At 69.7% G+C, this 18095-nt stretch carries 13 protein-coding genes; 4 read left to right on the forward strand and 9 right to left on the reverse strand.

Annotation, left to right across the window (positions count from 1 at the left end):
• Positions 1 to 19: 19 nt before the first annotated feature.
• Genes OV287_RS10450 through gluQRS form a run of 4 tightly spaced genes read right to left on the reverse strand, consistent with a single transcriptional unit; the run spans position 20 to position 3087 of the window.
• The gene (locus OV287_RS10450) at positions 20 to 643 is read right to left on the reverse strand and encodes a MiaE family protein (protein ID WP_267533866.1); all 624 of its coding nucleotides are present in this window, start codon (positions 641 to 643) and stop codon (positions 20 to 22) included.
• A 46-nt stretch (positions 644 to 689) separates the two neighbouring features.
• Positions 690 to 1526: a DUF4081 domain-containing protein gene (locus tag OV287_RS10455; RefSeq protein ID WP_267533867.1), complete on the reverse strand. Its 837-nt coding sequence runs from the start codon at positions 1524 to 1526 to the stop codon at positions 690 to 692.
• A 41-nt stretch (positions 1527 to 1567) separates the two neighbouring features.
• Positions 1568 to 2131, reverse strand: coding sequence for an AgmX/PglI C-terminal domain-containing protein (locus OV287_RS10460; protein ID WP_267533868.1), 564 nt, complete (start codon positions 2129 to 2131; stop codon positions 1568 to 1570).
• Positions 2132 to 2139: 8 nt separating this feature from the next.
• Positions 2140 to 3087 carry a tRNA glutamyl-Q(34) synthetase GluQRS gene (gene gluQRS / locus OV287_RS10465; protein ID WP_267533869.1) on the reverse strand — a complete coding sequence of 316 codons (948 nt, stop codon included), beginning with the start codon at positions 3085 to 3087 and terminating at the stop codon, positions 2140 to 2142.
• Positions 3088 to 3270: 183 nt separating this feature from the next.
• Between gluQRS and OV287_RS10470 the strand changes: the two genes are divergently transcribed.
• The 3 genes from OV287_RS10470 to OV287_RS10480 all read left to right on the forward strand — a co-directional run bounded on the left by OV287_RS10470 (position 3271) and on the right by OV287_RS10480 (position 9975).
• Positions 3271 to 6177, forward strand: a complete 2907-nt coding sequence (locus tag OV287_RS10470) for a hypothetical protein (RefSeq protein ID WP_267533870.1) — start codon at positions 3271 to 3273, stop codon at positions 6175 to 6177.
• Positions 6174 to 8972 carry an amidohydrolase family protein gene (locus OV287_RS10475; protein WP_267533871.1) on the forward strand — a complete coding sequence of 933 codons (2799 nt, stop codon included), beginning with the start codon at positions 6174 to 6176 and terminating at the stop codon, positions 8970 to 8972. Before OV287_RS10470 ends, OV287_RS10475 begins: the two co-directional genes overlap by 4 nt.
• 139 nt (positions 8973 to 9111) lie before the next feature.
• Positions 9112 to 9975 carry a metallophosphoesterase family protein gene (locus OV287_RS10480; protein WP_267533872.1) on the forward strand — a complete coding sequence of 288 codons (864 nt, stop codon included), beginning with the start codon at positions 9112 to 9114 and terminating at the stop codon, positions 9973 to 9975.
• 16 nt (positions 9976 to 9991) lie between these two features.
• On the opposite strand, the gene OV287_RS10485 is transcribed toward OV287_RS10480, so the two are convergent.
• From OV287_RS10485 to rlmN, 5 genes are all read right to left on the reverse strand, one after another.
• Positions 9992 to 10372, reverse strand: a complete 381-nt coding sequence (locus OV287_RS10485) for a hypothetical protein (RefSeq protein WP_267533873.1) — start codon at positions 10370 to 10372, stop codon at positions 9992 to 9994.
• A gap of 129 nt (positions 10373 to 10501) precedes the next feature.
• Positions 10502 to 11698 (reverse strand): NAD(P)/FAD-dependent oxidoreductase, encoded by a 1197-nt coding sequence (locus OV287_RS10490; RefSeq protein ID WP_267533874.1) that lies wholly within the window; start codon positions 11696 to 11698, stop codon positions 10502 to 10504.
• 47 nt (positions 11699 to 11745) lie between these two features.
• On the reverse strand, positions 11746 to 14265 hold the full coding sequence (locus OV287_RS10495) for an ATP-binding protein (RefSeq protein ID WP_267533875.1): 2520 nt from the start codon (positions 14263 to 14265) through the stop codon (positions 11746 to 11748).
• A complete protein-coding gene (locus OV287_RS10500; protein ID WP_267533876.1) occupies positions 14265 to 15230 on the reverse strand; it encodes an ABC transporter substrate-binding protein in 966 nt (321 codons plus the stop codon). Before OV287_RS10500 ends, OV287_RS10495 begins: the two co-directional genes overlap by 1 nt.
• A 116-nt stretch (positions 15231 to 15346) precedes the next feature.
• A complete protein-coding gene (rlmN, locus tag OV287_RS10505) occupies positions 15347 to 16435 on the reverse strand; it encodes a dual-specificity RNA methyltransferase RlmN (protein ID WP_267542321.1) in 1089 nt (362 codons plus the stop codon).
• A gap of 223 nt (positions 16436 to 16658) precedes the next feature.
• On the opposite strand from rlmN, the gene OV287_RS10510 reads away from it, so the two are divergent.
• The gene (locus OV287_RS10510) at positions 16659 to 18086 is read left to right on the forward strand and encodes an FAD/NAD(P)-binding protein (RefSeq protein ID WP_267533877.1); all 1428 of its coding nucleotides are present in this window, start codon (positions 16659 to 16661) and stop codon (positions 18084 to 18086) included.
• Positions 18087 to 18095 lie beyond the last annotated feature (9 nt).

An 18095-nucleotide genomic window follows, 5' to 3' on the forward strand; every position in this document is an offset into this window, starting at 1 on the left:
GAACGTCGTGAGAACAGGCTCAGTGAATGGCGGCGCGCAGACCGATGCGCTCGAGCACCTCGGCCTCGAGCACGAGCAGCTCATCCAGCCGCGTGCGCACCGTGCTCTCGTCCCCACCCGCTGCGGTGACGGCCAGTCGGTAGAAGAGCGACTGGTGTCCGTCCTCTGACTGCGCCAGCTCTCCGTAGAAGCGGCGCAGCATGGGGTCCTCCAGTCCCTCGGCCAGCAGTGAGAGGCGCTCACACGAGCGCGCCTCGATGACCGCGGCGACCAGCAATCGGTCTATCCGGCGCCCGTCCGCGGAGGTTCGGACGAACTTCTGCAGCCCCTGGGCGTACGGGTCGCCCGCGTCGCGCCCCAGCGTCAGGCCCCGGGCCGCCATCAGGTCCAGCACCCGCGCCAGGTGCGCGCTCTCCTCGCGAGCCAGCCGCGCCATCTGCGCAGGCAGGCCGGGCAGGTCCGGGTACACCTGCAGCAGCGAGAGGGCATTGGCTGCCGCCTTCTTCTCGCAGTGGGCATGGTCCACGAGCACTTCATCGAAGCGCTCGAGCGCCAGGGGCAGCCAGCGTGGATCCGAGGGGACTCTGAGGATGACGGGGCCCTCTCCAGAGAGAGGACGGCGTTCAGGGGTGGGACGGGACATGGTGCACTCCGGGGGGCGCGGAGTGTAACCGCCCCGCTCGCGGATGCTACTCCGCCAGTACCAGGCGCTGGGTGCGGCCGGCCAGGTAGCCCACCTTGCGAGCGATCCGCGCCAGCGACTCGTCCTTCTCCTCCACCCGGAGGGTGAGTCTCGGCAGCGAGGACAACAGGAAGCGGGAGATCTGCCCCAGGCACAGCAGGGCGTGGCCCTTCTTCCGCTGCGAGGGCACTGTGTACAGGTTCTCCAGCTCCGCCCCGAACTGCGAGCGGCTGCCGATGTCCACCTTGAAGACCAGCTCGCCGTTCTCTTCCAGCACGTAGGTGCGCTTCGCCCTCACGCGCTGCGCCACCCGCGCCTCGAAGTGCGGATCCTCCGCCAGGGCGTCCCGGTCGTGGATCTCCTTCACCGCTCCGACCGCCAGCGGCAGCAGCCGCGGCACATCCTCATCGCGCGCCAGCCGCAGCAGCGGGTTGGTGAAGGGCCCCAGGTCATCGGCCGACACGGAGAAGAGCCGGTAGTTCTTCGACAGCCGGGGTTTGCCCGGGCACAGGCTGCGCACCAGCGCGTCCACCGCTGGTTTCTCGCCCACCGACGCCTTGAGCCTCACGCGCTCCGCCAGCGCGTCCGCGATGACGCCCGTTGCCGAGCCGTCGCCCGCCGAGGGCACCATCAGTCCGCCCCCGCCTCCCACGAAGACCGCTGCGGTGAGCGTCTTCCCATCGAAGCGTCCCCAATAGGCGAAGCTGCTGCGGTGGTCCGTCGGCGCGATGCCGAACTCCTGCAGCAACCCCAGCAGGTAGAGGTTGTGCGCCGGATCCTTCGCGAGCAGCGCCCGCAGCGCATCGCTGTCCGCGGGGGCGAGTTGTTGGACGGTGACGGGCATTGAATACGGGTCGGAGTACACCATACGTCCCGCTAGGGATTTCAAGGGTCTCCGCGCTTACCTGGCCGGAAGTGGAACGGATGCGTCAGGGTCACCGGGGCCTTCCCAGGTGGGGCGGAAAATTGCGCGTCGGCGAAAGCATCGAGCAGGCAGGCGTCCACGAAGGGATCCTGGAGGGCGTTCTCCACCACCTCGCTGCCCTGGAAACGGCCGTGCTCCCCCCGCGCTTCGAGTGTGAAGCGCAGCTTCACTGTCTGTGGACCCGGATGACGCACCGAGGCATCGGCCAGGCACGAGCGCACCAGCGGCTGGACGGACTGGAGGGCGACCCGGACCTCCTCCTCGGTCCAGGTGCCCGGAGGCAGCTCGAGCCTGGGCTCGTCCTCCGGCGGTGCCGGGAGCGCTGGGGGGGGTGGGGTAGAGGGGGGCGTTCTCTCCGCGGGTACCTCGGGTGAGGGGGTGGGGGAGGGCGGCTCGGGCGCGGGCGAGGCTGGGACGTCCACGGCCACGGCGGGTGCCGGCGTGTCCCGCGTGAGCCAGAGCGCCAGCGCGCTCAGGGCTACGAAGGGGATGACTACCCAGAGGAAGACGGCTCTGCCCCGCATGTGCTCCTTCAACCCCCGAGCCCCAGGGCCTCGTTCAACATCGCTTCCCGGGCCACGACGGGCGAGCGGGGGAGCAGCTCGGGCCGGAAGCGTCGCACCAGCTCCTGGAGTGCCACCGGAGCGCCATCCCCCAGCCCGCTCCACGCCGCCAGCAGCCCGAGCACCCGCTCCACGGCGATGCCCCGCTCGCGCAGCTCGGCCACCGCGAAGGCGCCCTCTCGCTTGGCCAGCCGCTTGCCGTCCTCTCCGAGGACCAGGGGCACGTGCCAGAAGCGCGGGGGCGTGAGGCCGAGCGCCTCGTAGATTTGAAGCTGCCTCGGGGTGGAGGTCAGGAGGTCATCTCCCCGGAGCACGTCGGTGATGTGGCTGGCCGCGTCGTCCACCACCACGGCGAGCTGGTAGCTGGCCACCCCGTCGTTGCGGCGCACCACGAAGTCGCCCACCAGCGCGGCCACGTCTTGGCAGGTGCGGCCATGCAGCCCGTCCTCGAAGCACCACTCGCCGGGGGCCGCCCGGAAGCGCAGGGCTGGCACTCTCGTCCGAGCACGCTCGGCGACGGCTTCGGGCGACAGGGTGGCGCACGTTCCCGGGTAGCGCGGGCCTTCTTCGCTCAGGCCATGCGGGGCGCTCGCCGCCCGGGCAATCTCCGCGCGTGTGCAGAAGCACGGGTAGACGCGGCCCGTGCGCTCCAGCTTCTCCAGCGCCTCCCGGTAGATGTCGTCGCGCTGGCTCTGCACCAGGGGCGTCTCGTCCCAGTCCAGGCCCAGCCAGCGCAGGTCCCGGTACAGGTCCTCGAGGAACTGGGGCTTGCAGCGCGCTCGGTCAAGGTCCTCGATGCGCAGCAGGAACTGGCCGCCGGCCGCGCGGGCCTGGAGCCAGCCAAGCAGCGCGCTGCGGGCATTACCAAGGTGGATGCGGCCGGTGGGACTGGGCGCGAAGCGTCCGCGGAAGCTCATCAGGTCCTCGGCAGCCTACCCGATGTCCCCGCGATTGGGCGTCCGGTCTCCTTCTTCTGGCAGCCTGGTGCCCGGACGGACGGCCTGCGGTTCATCCTGCCTTCCAGTCCGTTTTCCTCGCTCCCCACCAACCCCACCTCTCCTTTGCAGCTTTTTGGATGTGGCCCTGGAGGAGGGGATGGCATGGACTCCACCCAAGAGACGTCGCATGAGGTTGGCTTCGGGGCCGCTCGAGGCCCCAGGCCAGAGGCCGCGGCACTCGGGTGGTTCGAGCTCCTCCCGGCCACCCAGCAGGCCATGGAGGAACTCATCAACTGGCTGTACGCGGCCTGCCGTCCGCAGCAGGTAGCGGGAGCGGCCGAGCCGGGCTCCAATATCCAGGGGGGCGAGGTGCAGCTCGCGACGAGTGCGCTCGTCTCCGGCGACAGGGGCTTTGGCAAGACCACCATCCTGCTGTCGACGGCCTATGCCCTGCATGATCCCAAGGAGTTCTCCACGCCACGCGACGCTGGCACACCCGTGGACCCGCGGGAGAAGGAGCGCTGCAAGCGGCTGGTCTCGAAGCTCTCGGAGATCCGCGAGCACATCTTCTGGCTGGACCCTCTCGACATGGAGCCGTTGCCCACCCATGCCAACCTCCTGGCCACGCTGCTGGTGCGCGTGCGCAACGCGCTGGACGTCGGCCTCGAGCTCAAGCGCAAGGAGCGATGGGCGCCTCCCTCCCTTCTCGAGGAAGGCTTGAATGACCCCTATGGGAGGATCGACAAGCTCGTCCGGGATGCCACCTTCATGTGGGAAGACATGCCGGTGCAGGGGAAGGATCCCCGTCAGCGCGCGGAGCATCAGATCAAGGCGGCGGAGATCTACGCCACCTTCCGGCGCGACTTCCGCGAGGCCATGGAGTCCGTGTCCAGACGCCTGGCGGAGCGCAGGTTCGGCCACGGCAGCCATGAGAAGATCCTCCTGGTGCTGCCCATCGACAACGTGGACCGCAGCATCCAGCACCTGCACCTCATCCTCAAACTGACGCGAATGGTGGCGAGCCATCAGCTCTGGTTCGTCCTCGCCTCCGGGCGCTCCGAGTTCCAGCTCTTCCTCGAGCGCTCCTTCCAGATGGAGCTGACCTCGTCCGGTCAGACCCTTCTGGTGCCGAAGAGCCGGGAGGATACCCTGGCCATCGCGCGCCGCCAGGCCGCTGCCGCCATGCGCCGGGTGCTACCTCCCGTCCATCGCATCCAGATCGAATCGGTCAGCCCCAGAAGGGCCTGGGACTTCAATGCGCCCGCTCCGTTCCGGGACGGCAGGCCCGCGGCGAAGAGCCTCTCGTACTTCCTCAGGAAGCTCCGGCTGCCCAAGACGGGGGAGTCGTCGCACGGACTGAAGTGCTTCGCCGACCTGTTCGAAATCCGGGACCGGCTCCTCGTCTGGGACGAGGAGGGCAAGGTGAAGGACACCACGCTCCTGGAGGAGTACGGGCAGGTCCTGCGGGAGCAGGGGGATTACACGCTGGCGGACTCGATACGTCTGCGCGTGTTCATCGAGTCCCTGAAGGCCAAGAAGGACGCCAGGCTCGTCAACGGCTCGAAGGGGAGTGAGGACGCCGCACCCCCCGTCTTCAGCTATGCGGCCAGGCTCGCCCTCACCCTGTCGGCCCGGACCGTCCTGGACCTCTGGCAGGCCCTCAAGGCCGCGGTCGAGGAGACGGAGCGGCACGCGGAGGAGGGCCACCGGCTCCCGGGTGAATTTTCGAAGAAAGGCCAGGATGCGCCCTGCGAGAGCTGCGACGAGCAGTCCGTCCAGATCGCCGAGACCATGCTGCGGGCCGCTATCGACGAGAGCGAGCTTCCCGGCTGGGCCAGCGAACAGCTCCTCAATCGCATCATGCGCCACAACGCGCAGGGGCGTATCTGCCTGGATCTCACCGGCAGACCCGTTCAGCGGCTCAAGCGCACCATCCTGTCCGACGTGCTGGAGTGGGACTACGACAAGCACAAGAGCGCCCATATCAGCCTGCTGGGAACCGAGCTGCACCTGCGGAACTTCCAGGACGTTCTCTTCGAGCTGCGCGACCTCGACAATCCCAGCCGCAAGGCCCTCATGCCTCCCAACGTCGCCGGCTGGTTCATGTTGCTGCACGACATGCTCGTGCTCACCCCGGATCGGCGGGTGATGAACCGGGTGGCCGCTCCAGAGGAGGTCATCCCCGAGCTGACGGTGACGCTGCACGAGGCCGTACTCCACCCCATCAGCGCCGAGAGACTCGACGCCAGGCTCAGGTTCTGGTGGTTGCTTCCTAGCTGGAACACCTTCACCGACTACGTCATCTTCATCGCCCAATGGAAGGCGTTCCTCCACAAGGTCCAGGTGCTCTTCCAGAACCCCCACTGGACGTCCGCCGCCGACAAGACGCTCGCCGCCGACAAGTTCAGTCTCGTCATGGCGGCGTGGATCGACAACGTCTGCTCCGTGGCCGGTGAGCGCCTCGGGGGATGGGATTGGCGTCGTCTGCCCGAAGTGCCCGAAGTTCCCGAAGTGGAGGAGGCGAAGAAGGAGAAGGAGGACCTGTCGCTTCGGCGCGGCAATGCCCTCTCCGACTATGTGCGCGAGGTCATGGGCCATGTCGAGGAGCTCTCCAACAAGGCCAGGGGGACGCGTGCCGACTACCACAGGCTGGGGATTGCCAATTCCTGGCTCGAGCATTGCTTGCCCGTGCTGCTGGGTCCCGAGTTCATTCCGCCCAGGAGCAGGTTGCCGTTCGAGCAGGAACTGAAGAAACCGCCCTCGGAGAGCAAGGACTATCGGTGGTGGCGCAGGCTCGAGGAGCCGGATTCGGAGGTGTTGCTCCAGCGCCGGTATGACCTGTTCCGCAGTGCGGTGGCGCGCTCCAAGGCCTACAGGGTCCACAAGAGGTTCCATGCCCGGGAGCGGGGCCCGGAGGCCCGCCCGCCGCGTGACTGGCTCCCGCGGTGTTGTGAGGAGTGGCTCTCGCTCTGGGAGGAAACGCCGCCGAAACAGAAGGGACGGATCCAAACCCAGACAGCGCACAGGCGGGGACGGGTGCCCACGAAGAGGAAGGGCCCCAGGAAATGAACGGCACCCATGCCACGCCCAGCACGCCCCTGGCGCCGCGGCGCGTTCCCGAGGCCTATGTCCGAGCGGAGATCGCCAGCTACCCCCTGGCCAGCCCGATGGCCTTCCGCAAGGCCATGGTGGAGCTGAATCCCGAGCTCGATGACTTCCGCGGCGGGCGGACGCGGGAGCTGTGGATGGAGTGCGAGGAGAAGCTGTCGCAGCACGCGAGCGGCTGGTCCCTGGATCGGCTCATCATGGCGCGCGACTTCTTCTGGTTCGGTGCGGTGCCGGGCCGCCGGAGGCTCTCGACCCTCGGCCCCGTTTCCCTGCTGCGCTATGTGCGCAAGCTGGCCGGCAGCTTCCTCGAGCCACGTCCCGGCCTCACCGAGATCGTCCAGAGCTACGACGCCAACGTCTTCGACGCCTCCATCCATTACCGCTGGCTCACCTTCGCCCTCCCCGAGGACCTGCTGCTCTCCGCCCTGCCGGCGGAGCCCCCTCCCTCCCATGTCAACGTGGAGCCTCCCCTGTTGCTGCGGCGGCTGATGGACAGCGGCGTGGCGGAGATCCATCACCACGTCGGGGCGGGCATGGACTTCTCCCTCCTCTGGGCCTCGCTGCTGGCGAGGCTGGCGGATCCCACCCTCTCGCACGATGAGCTGCAGAGCCCCGCCCTCCCTTTCACGGGCGAGACGATGCTGCGATGGCTGCTGGCCGCGGCCGTGGCCCGCTGCGTGCTCGCCGAGTTCCTCCGGGAAGTCGGTGACACGAGCCGTTCCTCCCTGCAACTGAGCGGCTTCCTGGAGAACCTGGGCGACAAGCCCGCCTGGCACCCCTACCGTTTCCAGGTGCTGTACAGAGCGCTCCGGGCCCTGGTGCATGGCGACGACTCGGAGCTGCCCGACTTCTATCGGCTGCAGGACCTCTACGCGCAGCTCCATCCGGTCGGGTGTGTCCTCCCGGACCAGCCTCCCAGGACACTCGAGGAGATCTGGCGGCGCTGCGATCCCATCGCCGTGCGCCTGGGCCTGCGCACCGATAACGGCGGCGAGCGCTGGTTGATGCGCCATGGCCTGGCCTACCTCGCGGAGTGTGAGCGGGACGGAAACTCCTCCCGACGCGACGGGCTGTTCTCCCAGCTCTTCTGGCAGGCGCAGCGGGTGCGGTGCCTGTACTACCGCACGGTGGTGCAGCGGCCGATGACGGCGGGTCTTCAATGGTTCGTCCGGTTCTATGATCGCCTGCACTGGGTGCGCGCCCCCCTGCGTGCCGCCCGCGCCGAGGTGTCCTTCCATGTCGCGGGCCGGGGTCAGCTCCTCACCGCCCTGGAGGTGCGCACCGCTCCCGCCTCCGACTCCTTCATGCTCGCCGAGGAGCTCTGGTCGCTCACCCGCTCGTGGCGGCGTGTGCTCCAGCTCAGCGAGGCTCCGAGGCACGGACGGCGTGAGCCCGAATTCGGGGTGCTCATCCACTTCACCAAGGAGCGCGACCCGGGCAGGCTCTGGGCCACCGGAGCTCCTCCGGCGGGCGATCGGCGGAGCCATGCCGAACCCCACCCCCGCGACGTCATCCGCCTGGGGGGACGCTACGCGGATTTCTTCTCGGAGCAGGTGGTGCGGGCCCGCGCCGTCACGAATCTGCTGCAGCAGGTGCCGCTGGTGTTGTGGTTGCTGCGCGGGCTGGACGTGGCCTCCGACGAGCTGGGGGTCCCCACCTGGGTGCTCGTGCCGCTCTACCGCTACGTCCAGTGGCAGGCGAACCTGTCCGCGACGACCTTCACCGACAAGCATTGTCTCCAGCGGCCCCCGCCCTTGCAGCTCACGGCCCACGTGGGCGAGGACTTCCGCCATCTCATGGAGGGCATGCGGCGAATCTTCGAGTGTATCCAGTACCTGCTGGGCCGCTCCCGGGGACGGCTGGGGCACGCCACGGCGCTCGGCGTGGAGCCCCGCCTCTGGTCGGAGTCAACCGGCTCGGTGTTGACGACGGCCGAGGATCGCCTGTGGGATTTGATCTTCGAATGGCGGCTGTACAGCAGCTATCGCATCGATCCGGATTTGAGAGCGGAGGCGCCCCCGGGGCGTCCCGAGCAGGTGGAGAACCGCATCCGGGAGCTGTCCAGTCTCGTCTTCCGCCGCAGCTACGAGCCCCAGGTGCTGGCCGAGGTCCATCACGTGCTGCACCAGCTCTTCTGCATCCCCGTGGCGCGCGTACGGCCGGAGGGCAGCCTGGATGGGTTCGACCGGGGCTTGCGGATGCTGGACCCGGAGCATGTGCGCTGCTTTCCGGTGGTGAGCCAGATCCTCCACCAATACCGCGAGGACGAGCAGGTCTTCCTGCGCGGGCAGGAGCCGGTGGACGTCTCCCTGGACGCCTCTGAAGTGTCGGCGCTCTACGCCGTGCAGAACGCCCTGCGGCGGGGCGTGGCCCACCGAGGGCTCGTGGTGGAGGTCAATCCCTCCAGCAATCTGCTGATTGGAGACCTGTTGGATCTGCGCAACCATCCCATCCTGCGGCTCTTCCCTCCGGAACTGCGGGAGGGGGACTCGCCGCCGGTGCCCATCGCCGTGGGCTCGGACGACCCCATCACCTTCAGTACCTGGCTGCTGCGGGAGTATTCGCTGCTGCACGAGGCGGCCCTGTCCGCGGGCTACCCGGAGCGGGTGGCCATCGAGTGGCTGGAGCGCATCCGGCGCACGGGCCTGGACGCTCGCTTCACCGTGGCCTGGCTGCCTACCGCCAACGAGCTGTCGGAGCGGCTGCTGCGCGAGCTCGATCATTACTTGCAGCGCCCCAGTCCGCGCTTCTATTGAGGCTGAGCACTCCTCCTTGGTGGCAGGGCAGGGCGTGCGCAGCTTTTCCAGGCCCCGTGCCTCGAGGAAGCTTCCTCCCGGCCAGGGAGCGGGCGAGGAGGCGTGCCCGCTCTTGCCTGTGTGCTATGGGATGACCGCGATGCGCTTCCTCCATTGCTCCGATGTCCACATCACCGCCGACTACTTCTCCCTGCCCTTCCTGCGGCTCGGCTGGAGGCGGTGGGCCGCCATGGCCGAGCTGTCCGTGGGCGGACGTAGGAAGGCCTATGCGCGGGCTCCCGAGACGCTCGCCGTTATCGCCAGCGACGCGGAGCAGCACGGGGTGGACCACTTCATCCTCTCCGGGGATGTCACCGCGTATGCGCTGGATCCAGAGTTCCAGATGGCCCGCGAGTCACTCGGCGCGCTGGCCGAGGATCCAAGCCGATGCACTGTCATCCCCGGCAACCACGACGTCTTCACCCCAGGCAGCCACCGCAAGGGCCGCTTCGCACGGCACTTCGGGCATCTGCTGGAGAGCGATCTGCCCGAGTACCGCCGCGAGGGCGCCTTCCCCTTCGTGCGGCTACTGGGCACGGAGGCAGCGGTGGTGGGCCTGCTGTCCGCGCGCGTGCCCTCGCTGCCGGGCATCGCCCATGGCCACATTGGTGCGGCGCAGCTCGACGGGCTGGCGGCGCTGGTGAAGGACCCGAGGCTCGCCGGGCGGGCCGTGCTGGTGGCGGTGCACCACGCTCCGCTCACCCATCACGGCAAGGCGGACAGCTACCTCCATGGTTTGCGGGACGCGGAGGCGCTCTTCCGGTTGATTCCCGGGCCTCGCTACGCGGTGCTGCACGGCCATATCCACAAGCGCTACCACCACCCGTCCACCGCCGAGCGCCCGCACATCTTCAGCGCGGGCTCTTCCACTCAGGCAGGGCGCGAGGGCTACTGGCTCATCGAGGTGAAGGACGGCCAGGTGGTGGGCGGGCAGAAGCACGTCCCCGGTGGGGCCGTGCACTGAGCCCGCCGAGAGGGACTCAGGCCTGGAGGCGCGGAGCCGCGTAGCGCCGCACGAAGTGAATCCACCGGCGCTCGTCTACCTCCACCTGCCACTCGCTGTTGGGCGTCAGCGGCAGGCGCTGCTTGAGGAAGGTCTCCAGGTGGTCCGCGGCCTTCACTGGCGTGAGGCCGGGCGCGCGGAAGGCGACGCGCAGGAAGACCTCGAGCGAGGGTGCCACCTCCAGCACCGCGTAGATGCGCAGCGGGCCCACGCGCCGCTGGTACCGCACGTCCTGGGACACCGAAGCAGCCGCCTGCTCGGCTGGCTGCGGCGTCATCCAGTTGGACGGCTCGAGGGCGTACTCGAACAACTCCTCGCTCGCCTCTTCCAGCGTTGCGTGCTCGTGGATGGAAAGCATGCCCACCTCCCTGTGTGACCGTCCGCCAGGAAGAATGTGCCCACGTGCCAAGGGCGTGCAAGGGGGCGGGGACCCCTTCGCGGTGCGTCATCCCCAGACGTCATCCAGGTGTCAGAGTCGTGTGGTACATCAGCCCCCGCGCGCCACCTCCGCGACGAAGCGCCAGGAGATGCGCGTGGCCTCGCCCGCCAGGATGTCGCTCAGCTCGCCGCGCACGTACGTGCTGCGGTTGGCCGTGCGGAAGATGCGGTCCAGCAACCGGGGCCGCTCGAAGGCCCACATCAGTCGGCGGTTGAGGCGGAAGGCGGTGCGGAAGCGTGTCTCCCAACGCTGCGCGTAGCCGCTGAGCCCTCGCGCCGAGAGGTCTCCCGCCGCCACCGCCTCGGCCACCGCCTCGGCGGCGAAGGCTCCAGACTCCAGGGCGAACTCGATGCCCTCGCCCGTGAGCGGGTTGACGAAGCCGGCCGCGTCTCCCAGCAGCAGCGCCCGATCGAAGAGGGTGTGCCGGGAGAAGGAGCCGTAGGGCAGGTGGTGTCCCTTCACCTTGCCCACGCGCCGGGCGCCCGCCAGCTCCGCCGCCACGCGCGGGCTCGCGCAGAACTTCTCCAGCAGCGCGGGCAGCTTCGTCTCGGAGATGTCGAGCTGGTCCGCCCGCATGCCCAGCCCCACGTTGGCCCGGCCGTCCGGCAGCGGGAAGATCCACCCATAGGCGGGCAGCAGCTCCTTCTCCCAGAAGAAGGCGAAGCTGCGCGGGTGGGAGAGGCGGACGTTCTCGTAGTAGGCGCGGACCGCGAAGGCGCCCTCGTGGCGCGGGAAGTCGGGGGCTCCGAGCGCGCGCCGGACCACGGAGGGCGAGCCGTCGCACCCCAGCACCAGGTCGGCGCGCAGCGGCTCGCTGTCACGGCAGCGGAGGAGGAGGCCTTGGCTGTCCCGCTCGAGTCCCTCCACCAAGACGCCCTCGCGCAGCTCGGCGCCTGCCTGGACCGCGCGCTGGACGAGCCGCTCATCGAGCACCTGGCGGGTGATGACGCTGGCCTTGCCGCCGAAGAGGCGCGCCGGAATGGGCTCCTCCAGGACGACGCCGCCAGGGGAGAGGGCATAGACGGAATCCACCGGCGCGGCCTCGGTGCTGGTGGGCAGCGCGCCGAGCCCCAGGCGCTCCAGCATCCACAGGGTCCGGGGCGTGCAGCCGTCCCCGCAGATCTTGTCCCGGGGAAAGCGGTTGCGCTCGAGCATCGTCACCCGGGCACCCTGCTGCGCGAGGAACGTGGCCGCGGAGGAGCCGGCCGGTCCCGCGCCGACAATGGCGACGTGGAGGGATTTCATCGCGCGGGTTGTAGCGCCCGGGCTCCACCCCCGCCAGCTTCCAGCACTCAGGGGCCGGGTGGCGCGGCGGGCGGCTCTGGCCGGGGCGTCCCCTGGGTAGCGGGCTCCGGTCCCTCGCGCGCGTCCCAGGCAGGCTCGAGCGGCAGCTCCAGGGTGAAGAGGGCTCCGGCTCCTGGCCGGCTCTCGACGTGGATGTCTCCCCCGAGCGCTCGGGCGATTGCCTGGGAGATGTAGAGGCCCAGCCCCAGCCCGCCATACTGCCGCGTGGACACCGCCCGCTCGAAGCGCCCGAAGATGCGCTCGAGGTCCTTGGGAGCGATGCCGATGCCGTGGTCCCGGATGCTCCAGTGCGTCTGCTCTCCGGACGCGGAGACGTGGAGCTCCACCGGGTGGCCCACGCCGTACTTCAACGCGTTGGTGATGAGGTTGGTGAGCACCTGCTCCAGGCGCATCCGGTCCCACTGGCCGGTGGCGGGGCCCGCGGTGGTGACGTGCAGCGTGCAACCGGCGGCGCGGGCCTGCTCGGAGAAGCGCTCGGCCAGGTCCCGGGTCAGCTCCACCAGGTCCACCGGCTCCAGCCGCAGGCGGATCCGTCCGGAGGTGAGGCGGGAGACGTCGAGCAGATCATCGACGAGCTGGGACAGGCGCCTCACCTGGCCGAGCGCCTTGTCCACCTTGGGCATGAGGCGGCCGTCGCCAGCAGAGGCCAGCGCACGCTGGAGTGTCTGCAGGTGCAGGCGCAGGGGGGTGAGGGGGGTGTGCAGCTCGTGGGAGGCCACGGAGAGGAAGTCCTCGCGCAGGCGCACCGCCTCCTGGGATTGGCGGTAGAGCCGGGCGTTGTCCATGGCGACCGAGGCGCGCCGGGCCAGATCCTGGGCGAGTGCCAGCTCATGCGGGCCGTACTGGAAGCCGGGTGTGTCCGAGACCAGCAGCAGGGCCGCCAGCGTCTGCCCTCGCACGGAGATGGGGAGGGCGAGCGCGGTCCGAGCCCCGAGCCGCCGCAGCAGCTCCGGGTAGAGCGCGTTGGAGTCCCCGGCCTGGCGCAGGGCCGCCAGGGCTTCGTCCGCGAGGAGTGTCTTGCCGCTGCCCAGCACCTGGACGGTGGGCTGGCGCGAGCTCCAGTCCGGAGGGGTGTGCTCCACCAGCTTTCGCAGCAGCACCTGCCGGGCCGGCTCCTGGTGCACCCACGCCGCGCGGTGGAGGTGGCCCGCGTCGTCCACACAGTCCACGATGCACCACCGGCCTAGCTGGGGCACGGCCAGCCGCGCCACCCGCTCCAGGGTGCGCTTCTCGTCGAGCAGCTCCGCCAGTTGCGTGCTGGCCTCGATGAGGAAGTGCTGGCTCTCCTCGGCACGCTTGCGTGCGGTGATGTCCACGAAGGTCGATACGCCACCCACCCGCCTGCCGCCCTGGCGCATGGGGTACGACCAGCGCTCCACCGGCAGGCTCGTGCCGTCCTCGCGCCAGAGCACATCCCCATCGATGTGGTTCTCGGTGCCGGACTCCATGGCCTGGAAGATGGGGCACTCGCTCCGGGGATAGGGCGAGCCATCCTCGCGCGAGTGGTGCCACGTGCTGTGCGCATCCCGGCCCAGCAGCGCTTCGGGGTCCGTGTAGCCGAGCATCCGCGCCGCGGAGCGGTTGACGAAGGTGCTGCGCCCCTCGAGATCCAACCCGAAGATGCCCTCCGCGGCCGAGTCGAGCAGCAGCCGGATGTGGGCCTCTCGCTCCTCGAGCTGGGACTGGGTGGTGCGCAGGCGCTCGGCCATCTCGTCGAAGGCGCGCCCTACCCGGGAGAGCTCGTCGCGCCCGGTGAGACCGCTGCGGGCCTCCCAGTCGCGCGCGGCGAAGCGTTGGGCCGTGGTGACCAGCCGGTCCACCCGGCGCATGAGGACGAAGTGGAAGAAGAGCCAGAGCAGCACCGCGAGCACCGCGAGCAGGGCGCTGCGCTGCACCACGATGGCGCGCACCTGGTCGCGCGCCTGGTTCTTGAGGACGGAGAGATCCCGCTGTACCACCAGCATCCACACCTTCCCGGAGGTGAGCTCTCCGGGGCCGCCGGGCGCCAGCACGGGGTACCAGGCCACGAGAGACTGGCCATCCGGGGTGACCTGGATGCTCGCGGCGAGGTGCTCGCGGGCCCGCTGGAGACGCGGCTCCATCTCCGGGGTGAACAGCTCGGGGTGGAGCGCCTGACCCCGCTGGCCTATCTCCACGCGCCGGAGCGAGGCGGCCACCCGGCCGGTCTCGTCGAGGAGCAGCGCGGTCTTGACGTGCGGATCCGTCCCAAAGCTGGCGAGCTCCTCCTGGACGCGCTCGGACTCGTGCAGGCGCAGGAGCAGCTCCAGGTGATCCTGCTGCTCGCCCATGTGTTGGGTGAGTTCCTGGTGGGAGTGCTCCTCCACCCGGCGGAAGGCGAGGCGTGTGCTCTGCTGCAGGTCGTAGAGGCCCACCGTGATGGCGAAGAGCAGCAGCACCACCGGGATGGTGATACGCAGGGGCGGAAGTGGGGGCAGCCCCCGAGGGCTCCCCGGCCGGACTCCGCCCTGTTCCCGGGTGCGCTTCATCACCGCTCCTCCTCGAGGGCCTCGAGCGGCCGCGCGTCCAGCATCTGCTCAGGCCGTACCGGCGCGTGCAGCAGCCCTGCCTCCAGCATGAACCGCTGCTGGCTGTACGCCGAGTCGAGGAGCGGCGAGGCGGGCTCGCCCAGCAGGGAGCGATTCTCCCGCAGGGAGGGGTGCCGGAGATCTTCCAGTTGGGAGGCGAGCCCGGCGGGGCTCGTGCCGAGGCGGGGGCTCATCCGGCTCAGCGCGTCCTCCGGGTGTTCCTCCAGGTAGCGCAAGGCCCGGAACCAGCCCTGGAGCAGGTGCCGCACCTGCTCCGGACGCTGCTCGAGCATGTCCTCGCGCACCACCAGCACGTCCACGAGCTCTCCCGGAAGGTGGCTGCTGTCGAAGAGCCTGTGGGCTCCCTCGGCCAGCAGCTTGCTCACGAAGGGCTCGAAAGTGACCACGGCATCCACCTGGCCCAACGCATAAGCGCGCTCGTGCTGGTCCATGGGAATGCGGAGGATCTCGATGTCCGAGGGCTGGAGTCCCGCCTTCGCCAGCGCCCGGCTCAGCATGTAGTTGCTCGTCGACATCGCTTCCACCGCCACCCGCTTGCCCCGGAGATCCTCGAGCCGCCGCACCTCCGGCCGGGCGAGGAGCGCATCCGCCCCGTTCGAATAGTCCAGGACGAGCACCACGCGGGGCTCGAAGCCCTGCTGCTGGAACTCGAGGGCCATGTCGAGCGAGATGGCCACCGCGTCGATCCTCCCATTGCGGAAGTCGCGGTTGACCTCGCCCAGGGAGGAGTACTCGATCAGACGGCTCGAGCCGTCGTCGAGGTAGCCGAGGTCCCGCGCGAGGAAGAGGGGCTCGCTTCCCGACCAGAGGAAGGTGCCGACGCGCAGGGGGAGCTCGTCCTCCCGCGTGCATGCCGACACGACGAGGAACAGGAACAGACCAGCCACCCTGACGAGGCTTCGCACGGAGTCTCTACCTGAAGAGCCTCGTCAAACGCTTGGGACGCGGTGGGAGCGCCGCAAGGCTCTCTGGGCAGGCACGCCGGGAAGCGGAGTTCTGCCCGGCGGCTCGAAGCCGGGCCTCAGGAGGCCGTGGGCTGCGGGGTGCGACGCGGGCGCTCCACAGCGGCCTTGAGCTGGCCGCAGCCGGCGTCGATGTCGATGCCGCGGCGCTGTCGCACGGTGCTGGGCAGGCCATACCCGGCGAGGATGTCCTGGAAGGCCCGCACGGCGTCGGGGCCGCTGGGCCGCTGGGCGTAGCCCACCGTGGGGTTGAGGGGGATGACGTTGATGTGCGCGTCCATCCCTTGCAGCAGCTGGCCCAGAGCATGCGCCTGTTCGGGCGTGTCGTTCTGCCCGGCGATGAGCGCCCACTCATAGAAGATGCGGCGCTTGCGCTTCTCCGAGTAGTAGCGACAGGCCTCCATCAGCTCGGCGAGCGGCCACTTGCGAGCCGCGGGCACCAGCGCGCTGCGCTCCGCCTCGGTGGCCCCGTGCAGGCTGACGGCGAGCTGCACCGGCCGGTCCTCGTCCGCGAGCCGGCGGATGCCGGGCACCACTCCGACGGTGCTCAAGGTAATGAAGCGCGGCGCCAGGGCCAGTCCCGACCGGTCCACCAGGATGTCCACCGCCTCCATCGTGGCGTCGTAGTTGTGCAGGGGCTCGCCCATGCCCATCAGCACCACGTTGCGCAGCGACTCATTCGTCTCGCGGAGGATGCGGGTGACGTGCAGCACCTGGCCGACAATCTCTCCGGGCGACAGGTGGCGCACGAAGCCCATCTGCCCCGTGGCGCAGAAGACGCAGCCCATGGCGCAGCCGGCCTGGGTGCTGAGGCACACCGTGGCCCGGTCCTTGAACCGCATGAGGACCGTCTCCACCGTCTGTCCGTCTCGCAGCCGCAGCAGCAGCTTGCGGGTGTAGCCGTCGGTGCTGAAGACCTCGTGGTGGGTGGTGGGGCGCTCCAGCCGGGTGCGCTCGCGCAGCTTCTCCATCAGGTCCGGCCGTAGCCCGGTGAGGGCGTCGAACGACTCCACCTGCTGGCGGTAGAGGGCCTCCCAGAGCAGGTCACGGTGGTAGGCGCTGTAGCCCCAGCCGGCGAGCAGCTCGCCGAGGGCGGCACGTGGCAGGTCGTACAGGTTGACCAGGGGTGTGGGGGGCGTGGGCTGCATCGTCACGGAGCGATAACACACCTGGGCGGTAGACTCATGGGAGGCAGGCGGCCGAGCAGGGCCCGGGCCGTTCCCTCCTTTATAGGGAGGTGTTCCGCAGGCCCTGGGTCCGCTTTTTGAGCACCTACGAGGCCCTCCGGTCCCAAAAATCGTGCACGGCTGCCTGGAGCGTAGACAGTCAAGGGGGGATGTGGGAGTCGGCCGCGAGGTTTAGAGTCTCGGGGTGAGAATCGAGCAGCGGTGGGACGTACTGGTTGTCGGTGGAGGGGCCAGCGGGACGCTGCTGGCGGTCCAGCTCTTGAGGAATGCTCCGGGTCCCCTCCGGGTGGCCATGTTGGAGCGCACGGGGCGTGTGGGTCCCGGCCTCGCCTATTCCACCGAGAGCGCCAGTCATCTCCTCAACGTCCCCGCTGGGAGGATGAGCGCCTTTCCGGAGGATCCCGAGCACTTCCTTCGATGGATTCGCCGTCTCGAGCCGGCCACGGCTCCTGGTGACTTCGTACAGCGCCAGCGCTACGGCCAGTACTTGGAGAAGGTGCTGCACGAGGCGAGGGAGGCCGCGGCCCCAGGGGTTGGCCTGGAGCTGCTCCAGGGGGAGGTGCTGTCCATCTCCCAGGTGGGGGACGTCGCGAGGGTGGTGCTGGCCCAGGGTCCGGTCCTGGAGGCGCGCACGGTGGTGTTGGCGGTGGGCAACGCCCTGCCGGCAGACCTGCCAGTGGCGGATGGGGGCCTTTATGCGAGCCCTCGCTATGTCCGCTCGCCCTGGGCCGAGGGGGCGCTGCAGCACGTGCGGCCCCACCACCCGGTGCTGCTCGTCGGCACGGGTCTGACGATGGTGGACACGGTGCTCTCGCTGGCCGAGCGCAACCACGAGGGGCGCATCCACGCCATCTCCCGGCACGGGCTGCTTCCGCAGGTGCACCGTCCCGGCGTGGTGGCGGGCCCGCCCGTGGCACCCGCCGAGCCCCGCCGGGTTCGCTCCATTCTGGGGGCGCTGCGGGACCAGGCCCGGCGAGCAGGGGAGGGCGGGGACTGGCGTGCCACGGTGGACTCGCTGCGACCCCTGACGGCCTCGTTGTGGCGCGGCCTGTCCGAGCCCGAGCGGCGTCGCTTCCTGCGCCACCTGCGCTCCCTCTGGGACGTGCACCGCCACCGGATGGCGCCCGCGGTGAACGACATCCTCCTGCAACTCCAGGCCTCTGGGGTGCTGCGCATCCACGCGGCCCGCGTGCGCAACTTCCAGCTCTCGGACGAGGGATGGGTGCTGGCGCGGGTACGGCCCCGGGGGTTCTCGCGTGAGGCCACGTTCCGCGTGCAGCACGTCATCAACTGCACCGGTCCCGACGCCTCCATTGGTCGGGGGCACTCGCTGCTGCGCGGGCTGCTGGAGTCCGGGCTCGCCCGCACGGATGCGCTGGGGCTCGGGCTGGCCACGGATGCGGAGGGCTCGCTGCTCGACGCCCAGGGCCGAGCCTCGGAGCTGTTCTTCACCTTGGGTCCCCTGCGCCGGGGCGACCTGTGGGAGACCACGGCCATCCCGGAGATTCGCGTGCAGGCGCTCTCCCTCTCGCGGCGGTTGCTGGAGCGGCTCGCCTCCCACTCCGACGTGCCCGCCGCAGTGAGTGCTCCTCCACCGCCCACCTTTCCCTAGGCGCCACCG

The sequence above is a fragment of the Archangium lansingense genome (assembly GCF_026626635.1).
GTDB lineage: Bacteria > Myxococcota > Myxococcia > Myxococcales > Myxococcaceae > Archangium > Archangium lansingense.